This is a genomic window from Streptomyces sp. NBC_00299 (genome assembly GCF_036173045.1).
GTDB classification, from domain to species: Bacteria; Actinomycetota; Actinomycetes; order Streptomycetales; family Streptomycetaceae; genus Streptomyces; species Streptomyces machairae.
The window spans coordinates 7,596,394-7,617,053 of record NZ_CP108039.1 but is presented as its reverse complement, the minus strand read 5'-3'; the positions used below and the strand labels follow the sequence as shown (position 1 = coordinate 7,617,053).

Sequence of the window (20,660 nt, the reverse complement as noted above, 5' to 3'; positions counted from 1 at the left end):
GGTGTCCAGCTCCGACATCTTCATCGGCGAGACCATCGGTACCGCCATACTCATCCTGCTCGGCGGCGGCGTCTGTGCCGCTGTGACGCTGAAGGCCTCCAAGGCCCGCAACGCCGGCTGGCTCGCCATCACCTTCGGGTGGGGCTTCGCAGTACTCACGGCGGTCTACACCTCGGCGCCGCTGTCCGGCGCCCACCTGAACCCGGCCGTGACCGTCGCGCTCGCGATCAAGGACAGCGACTGGAGCAACGTTCCGACGTACTTCGCCGGACAGCTGCTCGGCGCCATGATCGGTGCGGCGCTGGTGTGGGTCGCCTACTACGGCCAGTTCCACGCCCACCTCACCGACAAGGAGATCGTCGGCGGTCCGGGTGCGCAGGCCACGTCGGCCAAGGCCGTCGAGGCCCAGGAGAAGGGCGCCGGCCCGGTCCTGGGCATCTTCTCCACCGGTCCCGAGATCCGGAACGCGGTGCAGAACCTCGCCACGGAGATCATCGGCACCGTCGTGCTGGTGCTCGCGGTCCTCACGCAGGGCCTGAACGACAGCGGCAAGGGCCTCGGCACCCTGGGCGCCCTGATCACCGCGCTCGTGGTCGTCTCGATCGGTCTGTCGCTCGGCGGCCCGACCGGCTACGCGATCAACCCGGCCCGTGACCTCGGTCCGCGTATCGTCCACGCCCTTCTGCCCCTGCCCAACAAGGGCGGTTCCGACTGGGGCTACGCCTGGATCCCGGTGGTCGGTCCGCTGATCGGCGGCGCCATCGCGGCAGGCATATACAACGTCGCTTTTGCTTAGGAGTACGAGCTTCACCCGTTTGAGTGAGAAGCACCGAAACTCTCAGCACGCGCCGTACGTAAAGCCCCATAACCACGGAACTTCCAGGAGCACACAGTGACCGACGCCCACACCGCCGGGCCCTTCATCGCCGCCATCGACCAGGGCACCACCTCGTCCCGCTGCATCGTCTTCGACCGCGACGGCCGCATCGTCTCCGTCGACCAGAAGGAGCACGAGCAGATCTTCCCGAAGCCGGGCTGGGTCGAGCACAACGCCAACGAGATCTGGACCAACGTCCAGGAGGTCGTCGCCGGAGCCGTCCAGAAGGCCGGCATCACCCGTGACGACATCAAGGCCATCGGCATCACCAACCAGCGCGAGACCACCGTGCTGTGGGACAAGAACACCGGTGAGCCCGTCCACAACGCCATCGTCTGGCAGGACACCCGCACCGACGGGCTCTGCAAGGAGCTCGGCCGCAACGTCGGCCAGGACCGCTTCCGCCGCGAGACCGGTCTGCCCCTCGCCTCCTACTTCGCCGGTCCCAAGGCCCGCTGGCTGCTGGACAACGTCGAGGGCCTCAAGGAGCGCGCCGAGGCCGGCGACATCCTCTTCGGCACCATGGACACCTGGGTCATCTGGAACCTGACCGGTGGTGCCGACGGCGGCAAGCACGTCACGGACGTCACCAATGCCTCACGCACCATGCTGATGAACCTGCACACCATGGAGTGGGACGAGAAGATCGCCGAGTCCATCGGCGTACCGCTGCAGATCCTGCCGGAGATCCGGTCCTCCGCCGAGGTCTACGGCGAGGTCACCGGCGGCAAGCTGGGCGACCTGCTCGGCGGTATCCCCGTCGCCTCCGCGCTCGGCGACCAGCAGGCGGCCCTGTTCGGCCAGACCTGTTTCTCCGAGGGCGAGGTCAAGTCGACGTACGGCACCGGCACCTTCATGGTGATGAACACCGGTGACAAGATCATCAACTCGTACGCGGGCCTGCTGACCACGGTCGGCTACAAGATCGGCGACGAGCCGACGGTGTATGCCCTGGAGGGCTCGATCGCCGTCACCGGGTCGCTGGTGCAGTGGATGCGCGACCAGATGGGCCTGATCTCCACCGCCGCCGAGATCGAGACGCTCGCGCTCTCGGTCGAGGACAACGGCGGCGCCTACTTCGTACCGGCCTTCTCCGGCCTGTTCGCCCCGCACTGGCGCTCCGACGCCCGCGGTGTGATCGCCGGCCTCACCCGGTACGTCACCAAGGCGCACCTCGCGCGTGCCGTCCTGGAGGCGACCGCGTGGCAGACGCGGGAGATCGCCGACGCCATGGTCAAGGACTCCGGCGACGAGCTGGTGGCCCTGAAGGTCGACGGCGGCATGACCTCCAACAACCTGCTGATGCAGACCCTCTCGGACGTCCTGGACGCACCCGTGGTGCGCCCGATGGTCGCCGAGACCACCTGCCTCGGCGCCGCCTACGCCGCCGGTCTCGCCGTCGGCTTCTGGTCCGGCACCGACGAACTGCGCGCCAACTGGCGCCGGGCCGCCGAGTGGACCCCCCACATGGACGCGGAGACCCGCGACCGTGAGTACAAGAACTGGCTCAAGGCCGTCGAGCGGACCATGGGCTGGATCGAGGACGACGAGAGCTGAGAGCAGCACTCGCCAGCTCTCGAACTCTGATGAGGAGTAAGAACCCGAAATGACCAGTCAGACCACCCTGCAGTCCGTGCCTGCCCTCGGTACGCACCCGGCCTCCGGCTCCAACCCGAGCCGCGCCGAGACCCGGGAGCAGCTCGCCAAGGCGTCGTACGACCTTCTCGTGATCGGCGGCGGCATCCTGGGCATCTCCACCGCCTGGCACGCCGCGCAGTCCGGCCTCAGGGTGGCTCTGGTCGACGCCGGCGACTTCGCCGGCGCCACCTCCTCCGCCTCCTCCAAGCTCCTCCACGGCGGTCTGCGCTACCTGCAGACCGGCGCGGTGAAGCTGGTGGCGGAGAACCACTTCGAGCGCCGTGCGGTCTCCCGCCAGGTGGCCCCCCACCTGGCGAACCCGCTCACGTTCTACCTCCCCGTGTACAAGGGCGGGCCGCACGGCGCTGCGAAGCTCGGGGCGGGCGTCTTCGCCTACTCCGCGCTCTCCGCGTTCGGTGACGGCGTCGGACACCTCCTCTCCCCCGCCAAGGCGGCGCAGGACGTGCCCGAGCTGCGCACCGACAACCTCAAGGCCGTGGCCGTGTACGGCGACGACCAGATGAACGACGCGCGCATGGCGCTGATGACGGTCCGCGGGGCCGTCGAGGCGGGCGCGGTCGTGCTCAACCACGCCGAGGTCACCGGCCTGCGCTTCACCAAGGGCCGGGTGACCGGCGCGGACCTGAAGGACCGCACGACCGGTGACGAGTTCGGCGTCAACGCCCGCCTCGTGCTGAACGCGACCGGCCCGTGGGTCGACCACCTGCGCAAGATGGAGGACCCCAATGCCGCGCCGTCGATCCGTCTGTCGAAGGGCGCGCATCTGGTCCTGAAGCGGACCGCGCCCTGGAAGGCTGCGCTCGCGACCCCGATCGACAAGTACCGCATCACCTTCGCCCTGCCCTGGGAGGACATGCTCCTGCTGGGCACCACGGACGAGGAGTTCGAGGGCGACCCGGCGGACGTCGCGGTCACCGAGAAGGACATAGCCCAGATCCTGGACGAGGCCGCGTTCTCCATCCGGGACCAGCAGCTGGACCGCGACCTCATCACCTACTCCTTCGCGGGTCTGCGCGTACTGCCGGGCGGCCCCGGTGACACGGCGAAGGCCAAGCGCGAGACGGTCGTGACCGAGGGCACGGGCGGCATGCTGTCCGTCGCGGGCGGCAAGTGGACCACCTTCCGGCACATCGGCCGCACGATCATGAAGAAGCTGGAGGCGCTGCCGGGCCACCCGCTGGGCGACGACTTCGAGCCGATCGCCTCGCTGCCGAAGAAGCTGCCCCTGCCGGGCATCGCCAACCCGCGCGCGGTCGCCCACCGTCTGCTCACCGACCGCCCGGCGCCGGGTCCGCGCATGGCGGCCGACACCGCCAAGCACCTGGCCACCCACTACGGTTCGCTGGCCTTCGACATCGCCCGTATCGCCAACGAGAACCCGGAGCTCGGCGAGCGCGTCCACCCCGACGCCCCGGAGATCTGGGCCCAGGTCGTCTACGCCCGCGACAACGAGTGGGCCGAGACGCAGGACGACGTGCTGCGCCGCCGTACGACGCTGACGATCCGGGGTCTGGCGACGGACGACGTCCGGGCGAAGGTGCAGGACCTGCTCGACAAGAAATGACCTCGCACGCGCCGAGGGAGGGTTTCGCCGGATGAGCCTCCCACGGCGCCAGGTCCGGCCACTCCCCTGACCAGGCCGGATCGCACGAGGGCGGCCCCTTCCGCACCGGGGCCGGCCACCACCGGAAGGGGCGGCTCCATGCCGACGGAGCCGCCCCTTTCGTCTTTAGGGGTTGCCGTCTTTAGGGTTGCCGTCTTTCGGGTTCCGTCTCTCAGGCAAGCAGCGCCTCGCCGAGCCGCCTCCAGTGCGCCGACGCGGACCGGCCCGGCTCGATGCCGATCACCTGGACGGCGACATGATCGGCTCCCGCCGCCACGTGGGCCCGGAGCTTGTCGGTCACCGTGTCCACGTCCCCCCAGAACACCAGGTCGTCCACGAGGCGGTCGCTGCCGCCGTGCTCGATCTCCTCGTCCGAGTAGCCCAGCCTGCGGAACTTGGCCAGGTTGTACGGGGTGTTGAGGTACGGCCCCAGATGCTCGCGTGCCGTCGCGCGCGCCCGGGCGGGGTCCGGCTCCAGGAGGACCGGGTGCTCCACGCCGAGAAAGGCGTCCGGGCCGAGGATCTCCCTCGCGGCGGCGGTGTGGGCGGTGTTGACGTGGTAGGTGTGCGCGCCGAGGGAACGGTCCCGGGCCAGGGCGATCATCTTGGGGCCGTACGCGGCCAGGACGCGCCGTACCGGGGTCTGCGGGGCGTGGACGGGTGACTCCTTGGCGAGGGCGTCCAGCTCGTCGAGGTAGGCGGCCATCGCCGCCAGCGGTTTGACGCCTGGCCTCTTCAGCCCGCCGAAGCCCAGGCCGAGCACATGGCGGTCCGGGTAGGCGTCGGCCAGCAGCGCGCTCGCGCCGTACGTCGCCCGGGCCTCGCGGGACCAGATCTGGGCGATGCCGTTGACGACGTGCAACCGCTCGGCGGCGGCGAGCAGGAAGCCGGCGTGGGTGAGGGCCTCGCGACCGCCGACCTCCGGGACCCACAGGGCCCGCCATCCCCGTTCCTGCAGCTCCTGGGCCGAGTCGCGTACCTGTGTGGCTGGCTGGTGCTCGAAGTCGAAGGTGTAGATGCCGAACGTTCCCAGATTCATCATGGATCGGAATATCGCAGATTCTCGATATGAGACGCAGCAGACACGCCACGCCCGGCGCGAGACACGCCAACGACTAGAGGGTCACCCCGAGTTGGGCCACCAGCCCGGCGATGCGGCCCTCGTCGCGCCGGTAGTGGGTCCACTTCCCCACCCGTGTCGCCCGCACCAGCCCGGCCCGCTGCAACTCCGCCAGATACGCCGACACCGTCGACTGGGCCAGCCCCGCCTTGGCCTGGATGTGGCTCACGCACACCCCGACCTCGCCGGGATCGGCGATGGCCTTGTCGATGGGGAAGTGCCGCTCGGGCTCACGCAGCCACAGCAGCAACTGCAGGCGCACCGGATTCGACAACGCCCGCAGGGCGCTGACCAGGTCGGGGTCCGGTGAGGTCGCTGCGTCGGCCATGGATCCGGAGTATAGGTCGCCCTCTCGGCCGACCCCGCATAATGGCGTCAGACATCGGATGTCTTGCGCGACATCCTGAACGGCAGGGAGGCCGGCCATGGCAGTCACCGACGAGGCGATCGAGAAGATCAAGGGCATGATCGTCTCCGGCGCGCTCCGCCCCGGCGACCGGCTCCCCAAGGAGAGCGAACTGGCCGCGGAACTCGGGCTGTCCCGCAACTCCCTGCGGGAGGCCGTGCGCGCCCTGTCGCTGATCCGGATCCTGGACGTACGGCAGGGCGACGGCACGTACGTCACGAGCCTGGATCCGCAACTGCTGCTGGAGGCGCTGAGCTTCGTCGTCGACTTCCACCGCGACGACACGGTGCTGGAGTTCCTCGCCGTGCGCCGCATCCTGGAGCCGGCTGCCACGGCGATGGCAGCGTCGCGCATCAGCGAGCAGCAACTGGGCGCGCTGACGAACCAGTTGGACAAGCTCGGCAACGACCCGTCGGTGGAGGAGCTGGTCGCCTGCGACCTGGAGTTCCACCGGGGCATCGTGCAGAGCTCGGGCAACTCGGTCCTGTGCTCGCTGCTGGACGGCCTGTCCGGGCCCACCACGCGAGCGCGCATCTGGCGCGGCCTCACCCAGGAGGACGCGGTGAGCCGGACCCTGCACGAACACCGGGCGATCCTGGAGGCGTTGCGGGACCGCGACGCGGAGGCGGCCCGGTCGTGGGCGACGGTGCACATCGCGAGCGTGGAGCAGTGGCTGCGCTCCACTCTGTGAGTCGGGGCGGGGGGCAGGGTCTGAAGTCAGGGTCCGAGGTCAGGGCCGGCCAGGCGGTGCTGCAACTCGATATGGCGGAACTGGTAGACGGCGCCGGTGCGGCGGAGCACGCCGTGATGCTCGTGGGCGTCGGCCAGGAAGGCCATGAGGTCGAAGGGCACCTTCGCGCGCAGGGCGAGGTAGCCGCGGGCCACCGCGTACCGGCTCCAGGCCGACTGGCGGATGCCGATGGCCAGCCCGGTCAGCAGCGAGGGGACCAGCCCGACGGCGTAGACCCAGTGCCGGCCCTCGGTGGCGGCCCCGCCCCACACGCCCGTCGAGCCCCAGACGGTGGCGCACCAGCCCTGGGTGCCGATCACCACGGCGCCGAGCACCGCCGCCGTCAGCACACAGGTGCCGAGCGTGCGCCGGTCGTTGGCCAGGAGGGCGCGGCCCTCGACGCAGACGCCGAGGTCGACCGGCACCGTCCGCAGGCCGTTCACCAGCAGGCAGGCCACCGCGAACACCGCGCCCACCTGCAGTGCCGCCCAGCCCGCCGCAACGGGATCGGCGGGCGCGATGTACATCCGGGCATCCCCGCCCGAGAGGACGTCCGCGAGCAGGCCCTCGATCAGGATGCTGCCGCCCAGCAGCAGCCCGCCCAGCAGTCCCCGGCTCACGCCCCGCGGGCTCCAGTGCCAGCGCGCCCGGGCCACGGGGCAGGCGGGGTCCGCACCGACGCCGTCCCTGCCGACGGCCGCCGCCATCAGGCCGTAGAGCAGGGCGCTGACGGTTCCGCAGGCGTTGCCGAAGCAGAGTGCGTAGCAGATCGCGGCCGCGCATCCCGTCGCCGGGAGCCGCCAGTCCCAGTCGGCGGGCCGCCGTACGGCGGTCCTGCTGCCGAAGGCGAATCCGGAGATGATCACTCCGACGAGCGCCAGCGAACCACCGTCGGCCAGGCGGTGCAGGACAAGCGCGGCGGGTACGTCGGGAGCGACCGCCGCCACGCACAGCAGCGTGATGGCCATGCCCGCCGCGAGGCCGCCCGCAAGCCCGCCGCAGATCCCGGCCGCCACCACCCCGAGTCCGCCCCGCTCCTCCCACCGGGTCGGCGACGGCACCTGCGGTGCGAACAGCTGGATCACCTCCATGATCGCGCCTTCGACCAGCCAGCCCAGGACGCCCAGCAGCACACCGGCCAGTACCTGAGGCAGGGCACCCGGCACGGCCTGGCCCAGCTTCCACCACGCCACCTCGGCCGCCCCGTCCGCGCCCCGCTCCATGTGCCGCGCCAGGAACCGCAGCGCGTGCCGGGCCTGGCCGGGGGTCCACGGACACGGGCGCTCCCGGCGCGGCCGGTACGCGGCATCGACGAAGGCATCGAGCAGATGGCGCTCCACCGCCCTGCGCGCCGGGCACCGCAACAGCTCGGCGGGATCCGGCAGTTCGCCCTCGACCTCCCCCGGCCGGGGGTTGTACACGGTCCTGGCCAGCGACACCATCAGCGGGCTGCCGAGCGCCCGCGCCACCGGCGCGTCCGTCCCCAGCACCGCCACCACCGGCGCCCACCGCGTCGCCGCCGGCGCACCATGGCCGCCCGCGCCGCGCAGGAGATAGTCGGCCACGTCGTCGGCGCCCAGCGGTTCGAGGTGAATCCCCGCCATCCCCGTCAGCCGCGCGGGCACCCCCGTCCGGGGCCGGAGCGCCGCCCGGTACTCGGCCGGGCGGCTGGACAGCACCAGACCGCAGCCGTACGGCAATGCCTCGGCGATCAGGTGCAGCGCCAACCCGCCCATCCCGGGGGGGCAGTTCGTCGAACCCGTCCAGCACCGGCAGCACCCGGCGCCGCTCCAGCAACATCCCGGCGAGGGTCGCGTCCCCATACTCCCCCGGCGCCGCCGCTCCCAGCTCGGCGTGGTCCTGCACCAGCTTGCGTTCCATCCAGGCCCGCAGATCCACGGCCGTCGGGTCCCAGGAGGCCAGGGGAAAGAGCACGGGGACCGGATCGCCCGCCGTCCGGTCCTCGACCAGCGCGAGCAGCAGCCGTACCAGCAACAGCGTCTTCCCCGACCCCGGCGCCCCCAGCACCAGCAGCCGCCGGCCGGGGACGCGGTCCGCGAAGGCCGCGCCGATCTCCCCGTCCCGGCCCGCCGGCCCCGCCGTCACCTCGGCCAGGTCGGCGTCGGCGTCCCGCCAGGACACCGGCAGCGGATACGGGTCCGCCAGCCGCCGCGCCCGCGCCTCCGCCTCCCACTGCCGCCGTACGGCGACGGCGAGCCGGTCGGCGACGACCGCGGGGTCCGTCGCCGCGGACGCCGCCTCGGCGCGGTCCGCCCGATACGCGCTCCACGCCAGATAGGCACCGGCCCCCGTCGGCAGCAGCGCCGCGACCACGGCCGCCGGGTCCTCGACACGCGGGGCGATCAGCAGTGCCCCCAGCGTGCCCGCGGCGAACAGGGCCAGGTAGACGATCCCGGCGCGCCGTACGCGCGACCTGGGGGCAACTCCGCTCACCCGACGAAGAGTTCCGCAGGTCGGCCACGCCGGGAGCCGGTTGCGGCCGCTGCCACACGAGTGGGTGACGGGACCGTCAACCGCACCCGACGGCCAGGACACAGCTCGGATGACTGCGGGGTGTTCCGGGGTGGTGAACGGGGCAGTGATCCGTTCACTCCCCCATGCAAGGGGGCTGCGGGCGCCCCCGTCGCACGCCGTAAGGTTGGGTCGTCAGGCGAGGGCACGTCGGAAGGAGGCACTGGGTGATCGAGCTCGAGGGGGTTCCCGAGCTGATCGACCCGGTCATGGTGGCCGCGTTCGAGGGCTGGAACGATGCCGGCGACGCCGCCTCCACCGCGGTCGCGCATCTGGACAAGGAGTGGAAGGGCGAAGTGTTCGCGGCGCTGGACGCCGAGGACTACTACGACTTCCAGGTCAACCGCCCCACGGTGTGGATGGACGACGGAGTGCGCAAGATCACGTGGCCCACGACAAGGTTGTCGGTGGTCCGCATCAGCGGCGAGAAGCCGCGTGATCTCGTCCTCGTCCGAGGTATCGAGCCATCCATGCGCTGGCGCTCGTTCTGCAACGAGCTCCTCGGCTTCGCCCACGAGCTGGGAGTGGAGCTGGTGGTCATCCTGGGCGCCCTGCTCGGCGACACCCCGCACACGCGTCCGGTCCCGATCAGCGGGACCACGTCCGACCCGGACCTGGCCCGCCGCATGGACCTGGAGGAGACCAAGTACGAGGGCCCGACGGGCATCGTCGGCGTCCTCCAGGAGGCGTGCACACACGCCGGCGTACCCGCGGTGTCATTGTGGGCCGCCGTACCGCACTACGTCTCGCAGCCGCCCAACCCGAAGGCGACGCTGGCCCTGCTCAACCGGCTCGAGGACCTGATCGACGTACGCATCCCGCTGGGCGAGCTGCCCGAGGACGCGCGCGCCTGGCAGGTCGGCGTGGACCAGCTGGCCGCCGAGGACAGCGAGGTCGCGGAGTATGTGCAGTCGCTGGAGGAGGCCCGGGACACGGCGGAGCTGCCGGAGGCGTCGGGTGAGGCGATCGCCCGCGAGTTCGAGCGGTATCTGCGCAGACGGGACGGCGGCAGCCCGTCGGCGGGCGGGCACGCCACGGCGGACGGCGGGGAGACCGGGCCCTTCCTGAAGGACAACCCCGGAGGCCGGACGAAGCCTCCGAAGCCTCCCAGGCCGAGCGGCACGGACGACGACGAGTCGTCGGAGGAGTGAGGACGAGGGCGGTGCGCCGGGCGCACCGCCCTCGCTCGCCTCACGGGGACGGAGCTCGTCGTGTCGGCACGGAGATCATGCCGACATGGAAATCACGCCGGCACGGAGATCATGCCGGCACGGAGATCACGTCGTACGTCGTCTCCGGTGTCGGCGTCGTGGTGAAGCGTGCGTTGGGCAGGTAGAGGCGTCCCTGGTACGCCGCCACCGTGGTCGGTACGTCGAAGAGCGGGTCGGTGATCCGGCGCCGGAAGACGCCGCTGCGGCCGTCGGCGGCGAGCCTGAACACGTCGATGGCGTTCTGCCGGTTCTGGACGACGTACAGCGTCCGCCCGGTCAGCAGCAGCCCGTCGCCGTTGGTGAGCGGGGCCGCGTCGCCGAGGTCGACCAGCTCGGTGACGCCGGTGCGCGGGTTGACGCGGTGCAGGCCGCCGACCCCGGACTGCACCACCAGGAGCGCGGAGCCGTCGGGGGTGCCGGTGATGCCGTTGGCGTTGACGACCTCGCCGGGGACCTGGCTCCAGGCGCCGCTGAGGGGAAGCGTCACGACCTCGTCCGCGTCCGGCAGTTCGCCGCGCCGGCCGAGCGGCAGGGCGTACAGCGCGGGCTGGTAGGAGTCGGTGAACCAGGCCGTGCGCGAGGTCAGGAACACGTCGTTGGCGAAGGTCGGGGTCGCCGTGGTGAGGACGTACGAGGCGAGGATCCTGCCGCTGCGGGCGTCCACGACGCGGGCGCCCTGGCCGCGTCCGGCGACGAACAGGCGCCCCCGGTGATCGAGTTTGAGGCCGACCGAGGGCGTGCCCGGCCCGGCCGAGACGACGGAACCCTCGCCGGTGCGCAGGTCGGCGCGGAGGATCGAGCCGTCGCCGAGGGAGCCCAGGTAGGCGTACGGTCCCCCGCCGATGGTGATGCCCTCCGGGCGGAAGCCGTTCGGGAGGTTGATCACGGTGGGCCGGGTCTTTCCGGCCGCCGTGGCGGAGGTGCCGGCGGACCCGACGAGTACGGCACCGGCGGTGGCGGCGCCGGCCGTGAGGAGGGTGCGGCGGGTGGGATGAGGTGCGAAGGAGCGGTGCTCGGGGGCCACGATGCGTCCTTCCGCGGACAGGACCGGCCGTCGGACGGTCCAACGGTCAACTGACTCCTCCACCCCACCACACGCCGACCGCCCCCGCAGCCGTAGACAGCCTCTCGACAGCGACTGGACACATCTGACCCGATTGCCGCGTGACAGCTGTTTCCAGCCGGAATGCACACGTTGCCCAATTCAACTTGTTTCCAAACCGAGTTGGCGAAAGCGGTCTGGACGGAACGCTCCGCGAGTGCTTGGTTGTCCCCCGAAGGCGCGCCGCACCACCCGCACTTGCCACCCGCAGGACCGAAGGGAGCGGCAGACGATGACCGACCAGGCACAGCCGGCGCAGGGCCCGGGAGCGTCCGGGCCGGGGCCCGACGGAGCGGGATTCACCTATCGAGGGGCCGAGCAGGAACTGATCGTCGTCGCCCGGCCCGAGGCCCGGCTGCGTGCCCGGGCCGAGGGCGTGCGGTCGGTGGCGGGCGCCGACGTCTCGGCTCTCAACATGTTCCTCACCGACGAACAGCTGGCACTTCAGCCCCTGTTCGGCAGCGAGGAACGGCTGCAGCAGGACACCGGCGCGCAGGACGTGCCCGACCTCGCGCTGTTCTACCGGGTACGCGGCGGGCAGAGCCGAGCCGAGGAACTGCGCGCCCGCATCGCCGCGTTGCCGGGCATCGACACGGCGTATGTGAAGCCGGGCGCGGTGCCCGCCTCCCTCAGCCGGATCGGGGAGGACAGCGGGCGTCTGAAGGAGGGCGCGCCGGTCACGCCCGACTTCAGCGGCCGGCAGGGCTATCTGCGGCCCGCGCCCGAGGGCGTCGACGCGCACTGGGCGTGGCAGCGGCCCGGCGGCACGGGTCAGGGCGTCACCGTGATCGATGTGGAGGGCTCCTGGCAGCTCGGCCACGAGGACCTGGCCGCCAAACTGGCCGGCGTCGTCGTCGGCACCCCGCTGACCGACCTCGCCTGGCGCAACCACGGCACCGCCGTGATCGGTGTGATCGGCGGTGACCGGGGCGAACGCGGCGTGACCGGCGTCGTGCCGGACACGGTGACCGCGGCCGCGTCCTTCCAGGGCATCGGCACGGCGGGCGCGATCCACGCGGCGGCCGACCGGCTGGGCCCCGGCGACATCCTGCTGATCGAACTCCACCGCCCGGGGCCTCGGTTCGAGTACGCCGAACGCGACGACCAGCGCGGCTACGTCGCTCTCGAATGGTGGCCGGACGACTTCGCCGCCGTCCGCCACGCCACCGCCAAGGGCGTCCTCGTGGTCGCCGCCGCGGGCAACGGCGCCGAGTCCCTCGACGACGCCGTCTACGAGCGCCGCACGGACGGATTCCCCGAGGTGTGGCGCAACCCGTTCAACCCCTCCAACCCGTCCTCCGGCGCCGTGCTGGTCGGTGCGGGCGCCCCGCCGCCCGGCACGCACGGCCGCGACCACGGCCCCGACCGCTCACGGCTGGCGTTCTCCAACTACGGCGCCCGGGTGGACGCGCAGGGCTGGGGGCGCGAGGTGACGACGACCGGCGGCTCCTGGGACCGGCCCGGCGATCTGCAGGGCGGGCCCGAGGAGATCGCCTGGTACACCGACACGTTCTCGGGGACGTCGTCCGCCTCCCCGGTCGTGGTCGGCGCGCTGGCCTCGCTGCAGGGCATACTCAAGGTGGCCGGCCAGCCGCCGATGTCCCCCGAGCGTGCGCGCGCCGTGCTGCGGGCGACGGGTTCCCCGCAGCAGGACGCGCCGGGCCGGCCGGCCTCCCAGCGGATCGGCAACCGGCCCGACATCAAGGCGGCCGTCACCCATCTGGTGCCGCAGGCGGTCGGCTCCGGCCGGGCCGAGCGGTACTGGGACGAGCTGCTGCCGTATCCGCGTGAACTCCCGCCCCGGCTCCGGCTGTTCGTGGCCGGCCAGTGGCGGAACCTCAACCACCCGTCCCCGGAGATCCGCCAGGCGGTCCACACCGCCTTCGCGGGGGGACGGCCCGATGTCCGAGTGTGGTTCTCGGACGACGAGATCGTCGGCCTGGTGATCACCGGCTGACGCAGCCCATCACATCAAGGGAAGGTGACACCCGTATGAGCACCACCCCGCAGATGAGTCACATGGGACAACAGCAGGGCCAGCAGTTCCCGAGCACGTCGCCGTACCAGCAGCAGCCGTACGGACAGCAGCAGGGCCACGGCCAGCAGCAGCCGTCCGGCATGGGCATGAGCGGTTCGCTGGAGCAGCTCCAGCAGCTCGGCCAGCAACAGCCCTACCAGCAGCTGCTCCAGCAGCTGGGCCAGCAGTTCGGGCAGCAGCAGCCCCAGCAGCAGCTGGGCCAGCAGCAGTTCGGCGGCCAGCAGTTGGGCCAGCAGCAGAACCCGCAGCAGGACCAGCAGGCACAGCAGGCCGAGCAGCAGATGCAGCAGCAGTTGCAGCAGGTCGCGCTGGCGGCGGTGCAGCAGGTCGTCCAGCAGGTCCAGGCGCAGGCTCTGGCCTCCGGTGTGGCGAACGGCTTCATCGACATCGTCCACCCGCTGCAGGGGCAGCCGCATCAGATCTTCCTGCGGATCAACAACCAGTTCCGGGTCCTGAACAACCCGAACCCGCAGATCCACCAGCAGATCCAGCAGGCCTTCGCGTTCGGCCACCAGGTGATCGGCATCTGGGACACCCAGTCGCCGAGTGTGCTGCGCAGCGTCCGGATCCAGCGACTCTGACGGCCACCTGGACAATCTGACGGCCACCTGGAACAAACGCGTCGGGGCGCTTCCACCCGTGGGGAGGAAGCGCCCCTCTCGTGTCCGCGGTTGTCCCGGGGTGCGCCTAGAGAGCCACGCCCAACAGCGCGTCCACAGCACGCGATACGACGCCGGGGGCGCCCTCGTCCGTGCCGCCGCTCTCCTCCTGCGCGGCGGCCCAGCGGTCGACCGCGGCGAGCGCGGCCGGGGCGTCCAGGTCGTTCGCCAGGGCCTCGCGGATCTCCTCGACGAGCGCCTCGGCGGACGGTCCGTCGGGCCGGGACACCGCCGCGCGCCAGCGGTCGAGGCGGGCCACGGCGTCCTCCAGCACCCGGTCGGTCCACTCCCAGTCGGCCCGGTAGTGGTGGGCGAGGAGGGCGAGCCGGATGGCGGCGGGGTCGACGCCGTCGCGGCGCAGCCGGGAGACGAAGACGAGATTGCCCTTGGACTTGGACATCTTCTCGCCGTGCAGCGCGACCATGCCGGCGTGGACGTAGGCCTTGGCCATGGGGAACTCGCCGGTGAGCACCTGGGCGTGCGAGGCGCCCATCTCGTGGTGCGGGAAGGCGAGGTCGGAGCCGCCGCCCTGGACGTCGAAGCCCATGCCGAGGTGGTCGAGGGCGATGGCGACGCACTCGATGTGCCAGCCGGGCCGGCCGCGTCCGAGCGAACCGCCGTCCCAGTGGGGCTCGCCCGGGCGTGCGGCCATCCACAGCATCGGGTCGAGCGGGTTCTTCTTGCCCGGACGGTCCGGGTCGCCACCGCGCTCGGCGGACAGCAGCCGCATGGCGGCGGCGTCGAGGTGGGACACCTTGCCGAAGTTCGGGTCGGACTCGACGGAGAAGTAGATGTCGCCGTCGAGTTCGTACGCGGCACCCGCGTCCCGCAGCCGCTCCACGAGCGGCACGATGCCGGGTATCGCCTCGACCGCGCCGATGTAGTGCTGCGGGGGCAGCATGCGCAGGGCGGTCATGTCCTCGCGGAAGAGGGCCGTCTCCTTCTCGGCGAGGGCGGCCCAGTCGATGTCGTCACGCTCGGCGCGCTCCAGGAGCGGATCGTCGATGTCGGTGACGTTCTGGACGTAGTGAACCTGGCGCTTGGTGTCGAGCCACACGCGCTGCACGAGGTCGAACGCGTTGTAGGTCGCCGCGTGTCCCAGGTGGGTGGCGTCGTACGGCGTGATGCCGCAGACGTAGATACGGGCGACGGGACCGGGGTCGAGGCTGACCAGGCCCCCGGTCGCGGTGTCGTGGATCCTCAGGTCGCGGCCCTCACCGGGCAGGGCGGGGACCTCAGAAGCGGGCCAGGCATACATGTCATGAGCCTAACCGGACGGATGTTCCGTACACGAACCGGACCAGGCCGGATGGCCGGTGATGCGTTCTTGCGCGATGCCGGCCGCTGTGCTGCGCGCGACACCTCCGGAGAGGCTTCCTACACGGGCGGCCAGGGAATGGCCGGCCACTCCCCGCTCGGCTCCGGATGCTTCCCGGACGTCAGCAGCGCCTCGACACGGGCGCGCGTGGCCTCCACCTCGGCGGCCGTGATCAGGCCGGCCAGGCGTACGGCCGGCTCGCCGCCCGCCGCCAGCCCCTTGTGCAGGGAGCCGAGCACCTCGACGGCCTCCCCGGTCAGCGGCTCCCCAGCCCAGCCCCACAGCAGGGTCCGCAGCTTGTTCTCGACGTTGAACGTGACGCCGTGGTCGATGCCGTACAGCCGCCCGCCCTCCGTGGGCAGCAGGTGCCCGCCCTTGCGGTCGGCGTTGTTGATCACGGCGTCCAGGACGGCCATGCGCCGCAGCCGCTCGTCGTCGGCGTGCACCAGCAGCGCGGTCTTTCCCTCGCCGACCTCGGCGAACCCGATGGCCTTCCAGCCGGGCTCGGGTTCCTCGCCGTCGACCAGGGCGAGCAGCTCGGCCTCGGGCGCGGCCTCGATCCAGAGCTGGACCATGCCCTCGCCGTACGGCCCGTCCCGCAGCACGGTGGGCGGTACGAGGCCCCAGCCGGTCACCTCGGAGATCTCGTACGCGGCGACCTCGCGCTGCGCGAGCGTCCCGTCGGGGAAGTCCCACAGCGGCCGCTCACCGGCGACCGGCTTGTACACGCAGGACGCCTCCTGCCCCTCGTACGCGACCGTGCAGAACAGCGCCGCGTTGGACGCCTCGCGGATGCGGCCGCGCACGGTCAGCTCACCCTCGGTGAGCAGCTCCACCGAGGTCACGCTCCGCGGCGGTATCCGTTCTGGCGCGGACATACGTGTCCTTCCGGGTCGAGCGGGAGGCTGCACAACGGACACGGCGGCCGCCCCGCGTTGACGACGTCCAGGGCACGCTTGGCGAAGGCTCGCGCCTGCGCGCCGGTGAGCCGGACCCGCAGCATCGGGGGCCCGTTCTCCTCGTCCTGAAGCAGCCGCTCCTCGGCCTCGGCGAGGTCCTCCTCGGAGTCGGCGTCGAGCTCCACCAGGGCCTGGGCCTCGACGATCATCCGCTGCTCCTCGCCGTCCCAGGCAAGGGCCATGGTGCCGACGCGGAACTCCTCCTCGATGGGGGTGCCCAGCGGCTCGCTGTCGGCGATCTCGGAGGGCGCCATGGCAGGGACGGAGGCGCTGCCTCCGCTCCGCCGTACGACCTCGTCGAGCAGCTCGTCCATGCGCTCGGCGAGGGCGGCGACCTGGGTCTTCTCCAGGGCCACGCTGGTCACCCGGGAGCCTGCGGTGGCCTGGAGGAAGAACGTACGGCGCCCGGGCAGTCCGACCGTACCGGCCACGAAGCGGTCCGGGGGGTCGTAGAGGAACACCTGACGGGACACGTCCTGTCTCCATTGGAATCGTGAGTAAGGCGAATCGTGAGTACGGCGAATCGTGGGTCGACGGAATCGTGGGTACGACGCTGCTTCGACCGCTTCACCCTACTGCGCCGAACGATCACGGTGCGCCCGCGCCGCCCCCGACCGTCGCGTCACCGGCCGGCGGCTCCTCGCGCGGGGCGAGGGACGCGAAATCACCGGTGTCCCCGAGGCGTACGAGAAACGGCCTCAGGCGTGTGTAGCGGATCGCGGTGATGGAACACGGTTCAACGGAGATCCTCTGGAAGAGGTCGAGATGAAGACCCAGTGCGTCCGCGACAAGGGACTTGATGATGTCGCCGTGCGAGCACATCAGGTACACGGCGTCACCGCCGTGATCGCGCTCCACGCGCGCGTTCCACTCACGTACGGCCTCGGCGGCCCGGGTCTGCATCGCCCGCATCGACTCGCCGCCCGGGAACGCGGCAGCCGACGGGTGCGCCTGGACGACCTCCATCAGCGGCTCGTCCTTGAGTTCGGCGAGCTTGCGGCCGGACCAGTCGCCGTAGTGGCACTCCCCGATCCGCTCGTCGGTGTGCGCGGTGAGTCCGGGCCGGGCTTCGAGGAGCGGTCGCATCGTCTCTTGACAGCGCTGGAGCGGGCTCGTGACGACCTCGGACAGCGGCAGAGCGGCGAGCCGTCCGGGCAGTGCGGCGGCCTGCTCGGCCCCGCGCTCGTCGAGGGCGACGCCGGGCGTCCACCCGGCGAGCAGTCCCTCGGTGTTGGCGGTGGAACGTCCGTGCCGGACCAGGATCAGCGTGGGCATGCCGCCCAGGGTAGGCGCACGACGGGGTGCGTTCGTGGCCGGAGGACGGGAGAATACGCTCCGTGATCGTCGACTGCGCCATCTACCGGGACGGGCGCCGGATACCGGGGCCGGGTGACATCTCCGACGCCCTGGATCTGTGCCGCCTCCAGGACGACGCCTTCGTCTGGATCGGCCTGTACGAACCCACGGAGAAGGAGTTCGACAAGGTCACCGAGGAGTTCGGGCTGCACCCGCTGGCCGTGGAGGACGCGCTCAACGCTCATCAGCGTCCCAAGCTGGAGGTGTACGACGACTCGCTGTTCGTGGTCCTCAAGCCGGTCGGCTACGACCCGGACAGCGACGTCGTCACCTCCGGCGAGGTGATGGTCTTCATCGGCGACTCGTTCGTGGTGACCGTCCGGCACGGCGAGGAGGCCCCGCTGGCGGCGGTACGAAGCCGCCTGGAGCACGAGCCGGAGATGCTCCGGCACGGTCCCACGGCGGTGCTGTACACGATCGCCGACGCCGTGGTCGACCACTACGTGGAGGTGGCGGACGAGTTGGGCACGGACCTGGACGAGCTGGAGGCGGAGGTGTTCTCGCCGGCCCACGGCGGCTCACGGCACACGGCGTCCCGGATCTACACCTTCAAGCGGCAGGTCCTGGAGTTCCGCAGGGCCACCGGCCCGCTGGCGCAGCCCCTGGAACAGCTCGCCGACACGGGTCTGCTCAGCTCGGGTGTGCCCTTCGTGCACGGCAAGGCGCAGCCCTTCTTCCGCGACGTGAGCGACCACCTCACGCGCGTGAACGAGGCGGTCGAGGGCCTCGACCGCCTCGTCTCCGACGTCCTGTCGGCGCACCTCGCGCAGACGAGCGTCCGGCAGAACGACGACATGCGGAAGATCTCCGCGTGGGCGGCCATGGCCGCGGTCCCCACGATGATCGCGGGGATCTACGGCATGAACTTCGAGCACATGCCGGAGCTGACCTGGCGGTGGTCGTATCCGGCGCTGATCGCGGCCATGGCCGCCCTCGAGGTGCTGCTGTACCGGCTGTTCAAACGCCGGGGCTGGCTGTAGGGACCGGATGCGGTCAGGCGAACTCGGGCGCGGACGTGGCGGGTCCGCCGAGGGCGTCGCGTCGTTCCGGCATCCTCAGGGACACCATGCGCCGCCAGCCCGCGATCCGCTCCCAGACGTACATGGCGTGGATGCCCGCGGCGAGCACGGCCGCCTTGGGGCGGGGCCAGCCGAGGATGCGCCCCATGTGGTCCATGACCGCGAGACTGACGTCCCGGTAGACCCGGATCTCGGCGAGCGCGCACTCGCGCAGCGTCCGCTGGATCAGCCGGCCGCGCCCCGCTGCCGCGAAGCGCAGCAGTTCCTCATGGGTGTACGCGAGGTGATTGTCCTCGTCGTTGGAGATCATCCGCACGGCCTTGCCGACGTCCGGGTGGTCGGCGAAGTACTTCCTGAGCATCACCATCTGGTCGGCGGCCCGCTGCTCGGTGACCCGGCTGTGCGACAGGTAGACGACGATGTCCTCGACCGTGAGCGGCTGCTCGGACTTGAGCTTCTCGTGGGCGAGACCGATGCCGTGCTGCTCCAGCAGCATCGTGTAGTCGGTCTCGGGCGGGACGGGGACGGGTTCGAGGCCGCGCTTCTTCATCAGGGCGTTGAAGATCCGCCCGTGCTTGTCCTCGTCCGCCCCGTGCCGGGTGATCTTGGGCGCGAGCGCGCGCTGGCTCTCCGGGACGAGCGCGGCGATGCGCGCGTTCTCCCAGCCGCCCTGGGTCTCGCCGCTGGCCGCGATGGAGCAGAACAGGCGGAAGGACTCGTCGTTGTCGATGATCTCCTGGAACAGACTCTTGGCCGAAAGCATCGTGGGGCACCTCTCTGCAGGACGCCGCAGGATTCCGCAAAGAACGAGTCAAATGCGGTAAGAGAGGTGCTGCAACAGCTGTGTCGGACAACTCCGCCAAAAGAATGACGATCGGGGTCACGACGCGGGCGTAACCGCGTGGACACGCGCGCGTTGTTCTGCATGACGGCCGTGGCGGGGAAGACCCCCGAGCCCCCACCACGGCCGCTGAACTTGCCAGGCCCTACGGCCGGCCGCTGACGCCGGGCGTCAGGCGAGCCCGGCGCGCTCCAGGGCCTCGGTGCCGGCGCGGAGCGAGGCGAGCCGCTCGTCGAGCGTGAAGCCCGCTGGAGCCAGCGACAGGGTCGTGACCCCGGCCGCCGCGTAGGCCTTCATCCGGTCCGCGATGCGGTCGACGGAGCCGAGCAGCGTGGTCCTGTCGATCAGGTCGTGCGGTACGGCGGCCGCGGCGCCCTGCTTGTCGCCGGAGAGGTACTTGGTCTGGATCTCGGCGGCTTCCTTCTCGTACCCCATGCGCTGGGCGAGCTGGTTGTAGAAGTTCTGCTTGGGGCTGCCCATGCCGCCGACGTACAGCGCGGTGTAGGGGCGGAAGGTGTCGGCCAGCGTGGCCACGTCCTTGTCGTCGCCCACGGCGAGCGGCAGGGTCGGGCAGACGTCGAACCCGTCGAGGGTCTTGCCGGCCTTCTCGCGCCCGGCGCGCAGGTACTTGATCGTCGTGTCCTCCAGGTGCTCGGCGGAGGGGAAGATCAGCAGGGCGCCGTCGGCGATCTCACCGGTCTGCTCGAGGTTCTTCGGGCCGATGGCGGCGATGTAGAGCGGGATGTGCTCGCGCTGGGGGTGCACGGTCAGCTTGATCGGCTTGCCGGGGCCGCCGGGCAGCGGCAGCGTCCAGTGCTGACCCTCGTACGACAGGCGCTCGCGCGTCATGGCCTTGCGGACGATCTCGACGTACTCACGCGTGCGTGCAAGCGGCTTGTCGAACTTGACGCCGTACCAGCCCTCGGAGACCTGCGGCCCGGAGACGCCGAGGCCGAGCCGGAAGCGGCCGCCGGAGAGCGAGTCCAGGGTCGCGGCCGTCATCGCGGTCATCGCCGGCTGGCGGGCCGGGATCTGGAAGATGGCGGAGCCGACGTCGATGCGCTCGGTCTGGGCGGCGACCCAGCTCAGCACGGTGGCCGCGTCCGAGCCGTACGCCTCGGCGGCCCAGCACACGGCGTACCCCAGCCGGTCTGCCTCCTGCGCGACGGCGAGGTTGTCCGCGTCCATTCCGGCACCCCAGTAGCCGAGGTTGATCCCGAGCTGCATGGC

General features: G+C 71.2%; 19 protein-coding genes. 9 read left to right on the top strand and 10 right to left on the bottom strand.

Annotated features, from left to right (window positions below; genetic code table 11):
- Position 1 precedes the first annotated feature (1 nt).
- The 3 genes from OHT51_RS34010 to OHT51_RS34000 all read left to right on the top strand — a co-directional run bounded on the left by OHT51_RS34010 (position 2) and on the right by OHT51_RS34000 (position 4,100).
- Positions 2-796 carry an MIP/aquaporin family protein gene (locus OHT51_RS34010; protein ID WP_328882742.1) on the top strand — a complete coding sequence of 265 codons (795 nt, stop codon included), beginning with the start codon at positions 2-4 and terminating at the stop codon, positions 794-796.
- A 96-nt stretch (positions 797-892) separates the two neighbouring features.
- Positions 893-2,434 (top strand): glycerol kinase GlpK, encoded by a 1,542-nt coding sequence (gene glpK / locus OHT51_RS34005; RefSeq protein WP_328882741.1) that lies wholly within the window; start codon positions 893-895, stop codon positions 2,432-2,434.
- Between the two features lie 49 nt (positions 2,435-2,483).
- On the top strand, positions 2,484-4,100 hold the full coding sequence (locus tag OHT51_RS34000) for a glycerol-3-phosphate dehydrogenase/oxidase (protein WP_328882740.1): 1,617 nt from the start codon (positions 2,484-2,486) through the stop codon (positions 4,098-4,100).
- A 211-nt stretch (positions 4,101-4,311) separates the two neighbouring features.
- On the opposite strand, the gene OHT51_RS33995 is transcribed toward OHT51_RS34000, so the two are convergent.
- Positions 4,312-5,181, bottom strand: a complete 870-nt coding sequence (locus OHT51_RS33995; RefSeq protein ID WP_328882739.1) for a TIGR03620 family F420-dependent LLM class oxidoreductase — start codon at positions 5,179-5,181, stop codon at positions 4,312-4,314.
- Between the two features lie 73 nt (positions 5,182-5,254).
- Entirely contained in the window at positions 5,255-5,587 is a 333-nt protein-coding gene (locus OHT51_RS33990) for an ArsR/SmtB family transcription factor (protein ID WP_328882738.1), read from the bottom strand.
- A 97-nt stretch (positions 5,588-5,684) separates the two neighbouring features.
- On the opposite strand from OHT51_RS33990, the gene OHT51_RS33985 reads away from it, so the two are divergent.
- Complete coding sequence (locus tag OHT51_RS33985; RefSeq protein ID WP_328882737.1) at positions 5,685-6,356, top strand: FadR/GntR family transcriptional regulator; 672 nt, start codon at positions 5,685-5,687, stop codon at positions 6,354-6,356.
- A gap of 39 nt (positions 6,357-6,395) precedes the next feature.
- Here the strand turns inward: OHT51_RS33985 and OHT51_RS33980 are convergent, their stop codons facing one another.
- Positions 6,396-8,375, bottom strand: a complete 1,980-nt coding sequence (locus OHT51_RS33980) for a hypothetical protein (protein WP_443052744.1) — start codon at positions 8,373-8,375, stop codon at positions 6,396-6,398.
- On the opposite strand from OHT51_RS33980, the gene OHT51_RS33975 reads away from it, so the two are divergent.
- Positions 8,266-8,694 (top strand): hypothetical protein, encoded by a 429-nt coding sequence (locus tag OHT51_RS33975; protein WP_328882735.1) that lies wholly within the window; start codon positions 8,266-8,268, stop codon positions 8,692-8,694. The genes OHT51_RS33980 and OHT51_RS33975 overlap by 110 nt on opposite strands.
- A gap of 400 nt (positions 8,695-9,094) precedes the next feature.
- The gene (locus OHT51_RS33970) at positions 9,095-10,078 is read left to right on the top strand and encodes a PAC2 family protein (RefSeq protein ID WP_328882734.1); all 984 of its coding nucleotides are present in this window, start codon (positions 9,095-9,097) and stop codon (positions 10,076-10,078) included.
- Between the two features lie 109 nt (positions 10,079-10,187).
- Here the strand turns inward: OHT51_RS33970 and OHT51_RS33965 are convergent, their stop codons facing one another.
- Entirely contained in the window at positions 10,188-11,162 is a 975-nt protein-coding gene (locus tag OHT51_RS33965; RefSeq protein WP_328882733.1) for an SMP-30/gluconolactonase/LRE family protein, read from the bottom strand.
- A 310-nt stretch (positions 11,163-11,472) separates the two neighbouring features.
- Here OHT51_RS33965 and OHT51_RS33960 point away from each other — a divergent pair, with 310 nt between their 5' ends.
- Positions 11,473-13,197, top strand: a complete 1,725-nt coding sequence (locus tag OHT51_RS33960; RefSeq protein ID WP_328882732.1) for a S8 family peptidase — start codon at positions 11,473-11,475, stop codon at positions 13,195-13,197.
- Positions 13,198-13,232: 35 nt separating this feature from the next.
- Complete coding sequence (locus OHT51_RS33955) at positions 13,233-13,859, top strand: hypothetical protein (protein ID WP_328882731.1); 627 nt, start codon at positions 13,233-13,235, stop codon at positions 13,857-13,859.
- Positions 13,860-13,965: 106 nt separating this feature from the next.
- On the opposite strand, the gene mshC is transcribed toward OHT51_RS33955, so the two are convergent.
- From mshC to OHT51_RS33935, 4 genes are all read right to left on the bottom strand, one after another.
- Entirely contained in the window at positions 13,966-15,195 is a 1,230-nt protein-coding gene (gene mshC / locus OHT51_RS33950) for a cysteine--1-D-myo-inosityl 2-amino-2-deoxy-alpha-D-glucopyranoside ligase (protein ID WP_328882730.1), read from the bottom strand.
- Positions 15,196-15,314: 119 nt separating this feature from the next.
- Positions 15,315-16,133 (bottom strand): SCO1664 family protein, encoded by an 819-nt coding sequence (locus tag OHT51_RS33945; protein WP_328882729.1) that lies wholly within the window; start codon positions 16,131-16,133, stop codon positions 15,315-15,317.
- Positions 16,097-16,687, bottom strand: coding sequence for a DUF3090 domain-containing protein (locus OHT51_RS33940; protein ID WP_328882728.1), 591 nt, complete (start codon positions 16,685-16,687; stop codon positions 16,097-16,099). The genes OHT51_RS33945 and OHT51_RS33940 overlap by 37 nt, the downstream gene beginning before the upstream one ends.
- Before the next feature lie 115 nt (positions 16,688-16,802).
- Complete coding sequence (locus OHT51_RS33935) at positions 16,803-17,489, bottom strand: histidine phosphatase family protein (protein WP_328882727.1); 687 nt, start codon at positions 17,487-17,489, stop codon at positions 16,803-16,805.
- 62 nt (positions 17,490-17,551) lie between these two features.
- Here OHT51_RS33935 and corA point away from each other — a divergent pair, with 62 nt between their 5' ends.
- Positions 17,552-18,550 carry a magnesium/cobalt transporter CorA gene (gene corA / locus OHT51_RS33930; RefSeq protein WP_328882726.1) on the top strand — a complete coding sequence of 333 codons (999 nt, stop codon included), beginning with the start codon at positions 17,552-17,554 and terminating at the stop codon, positions 18,548-18,550.
- A gap of 13 nt (positions 18,551-18,563) precedes the next feature.
- Here the strand turns inward: corA and OHT51_RS33925 are convergent, their stop codons facing one another.
- Together OHT51_RS33925 and OHT51_RS33920 are read right to left on the bottom strand one after the other, a co-directional pair.
- Positions 18,564-19,352 (bottom strand): ferritin-like domain-containing protein, encoded by a 789-nt coding sequence (locus tag OHT51_RS33925; RefSeq protein ID WP_328882725.1) that lies wholly within the window; start codon positions 19,350-19,352, stop codon positions 18,564-18,566.
- Positions 19,353-19,601: 249 nt separating this feature from the next.
- Complete coding sequence (locus OHT51_RS33920; protein WP_328428829.1) at positions 19,602-20,657, bottom strand: LLM class F420-dependent oxidoreductase; 1,056 nt, start codon at positions 20,655-20,657, stop codon at positions 19,602-19,604.
- Positions 20,658-20,660: the final 3 nt, after the last annotated feature.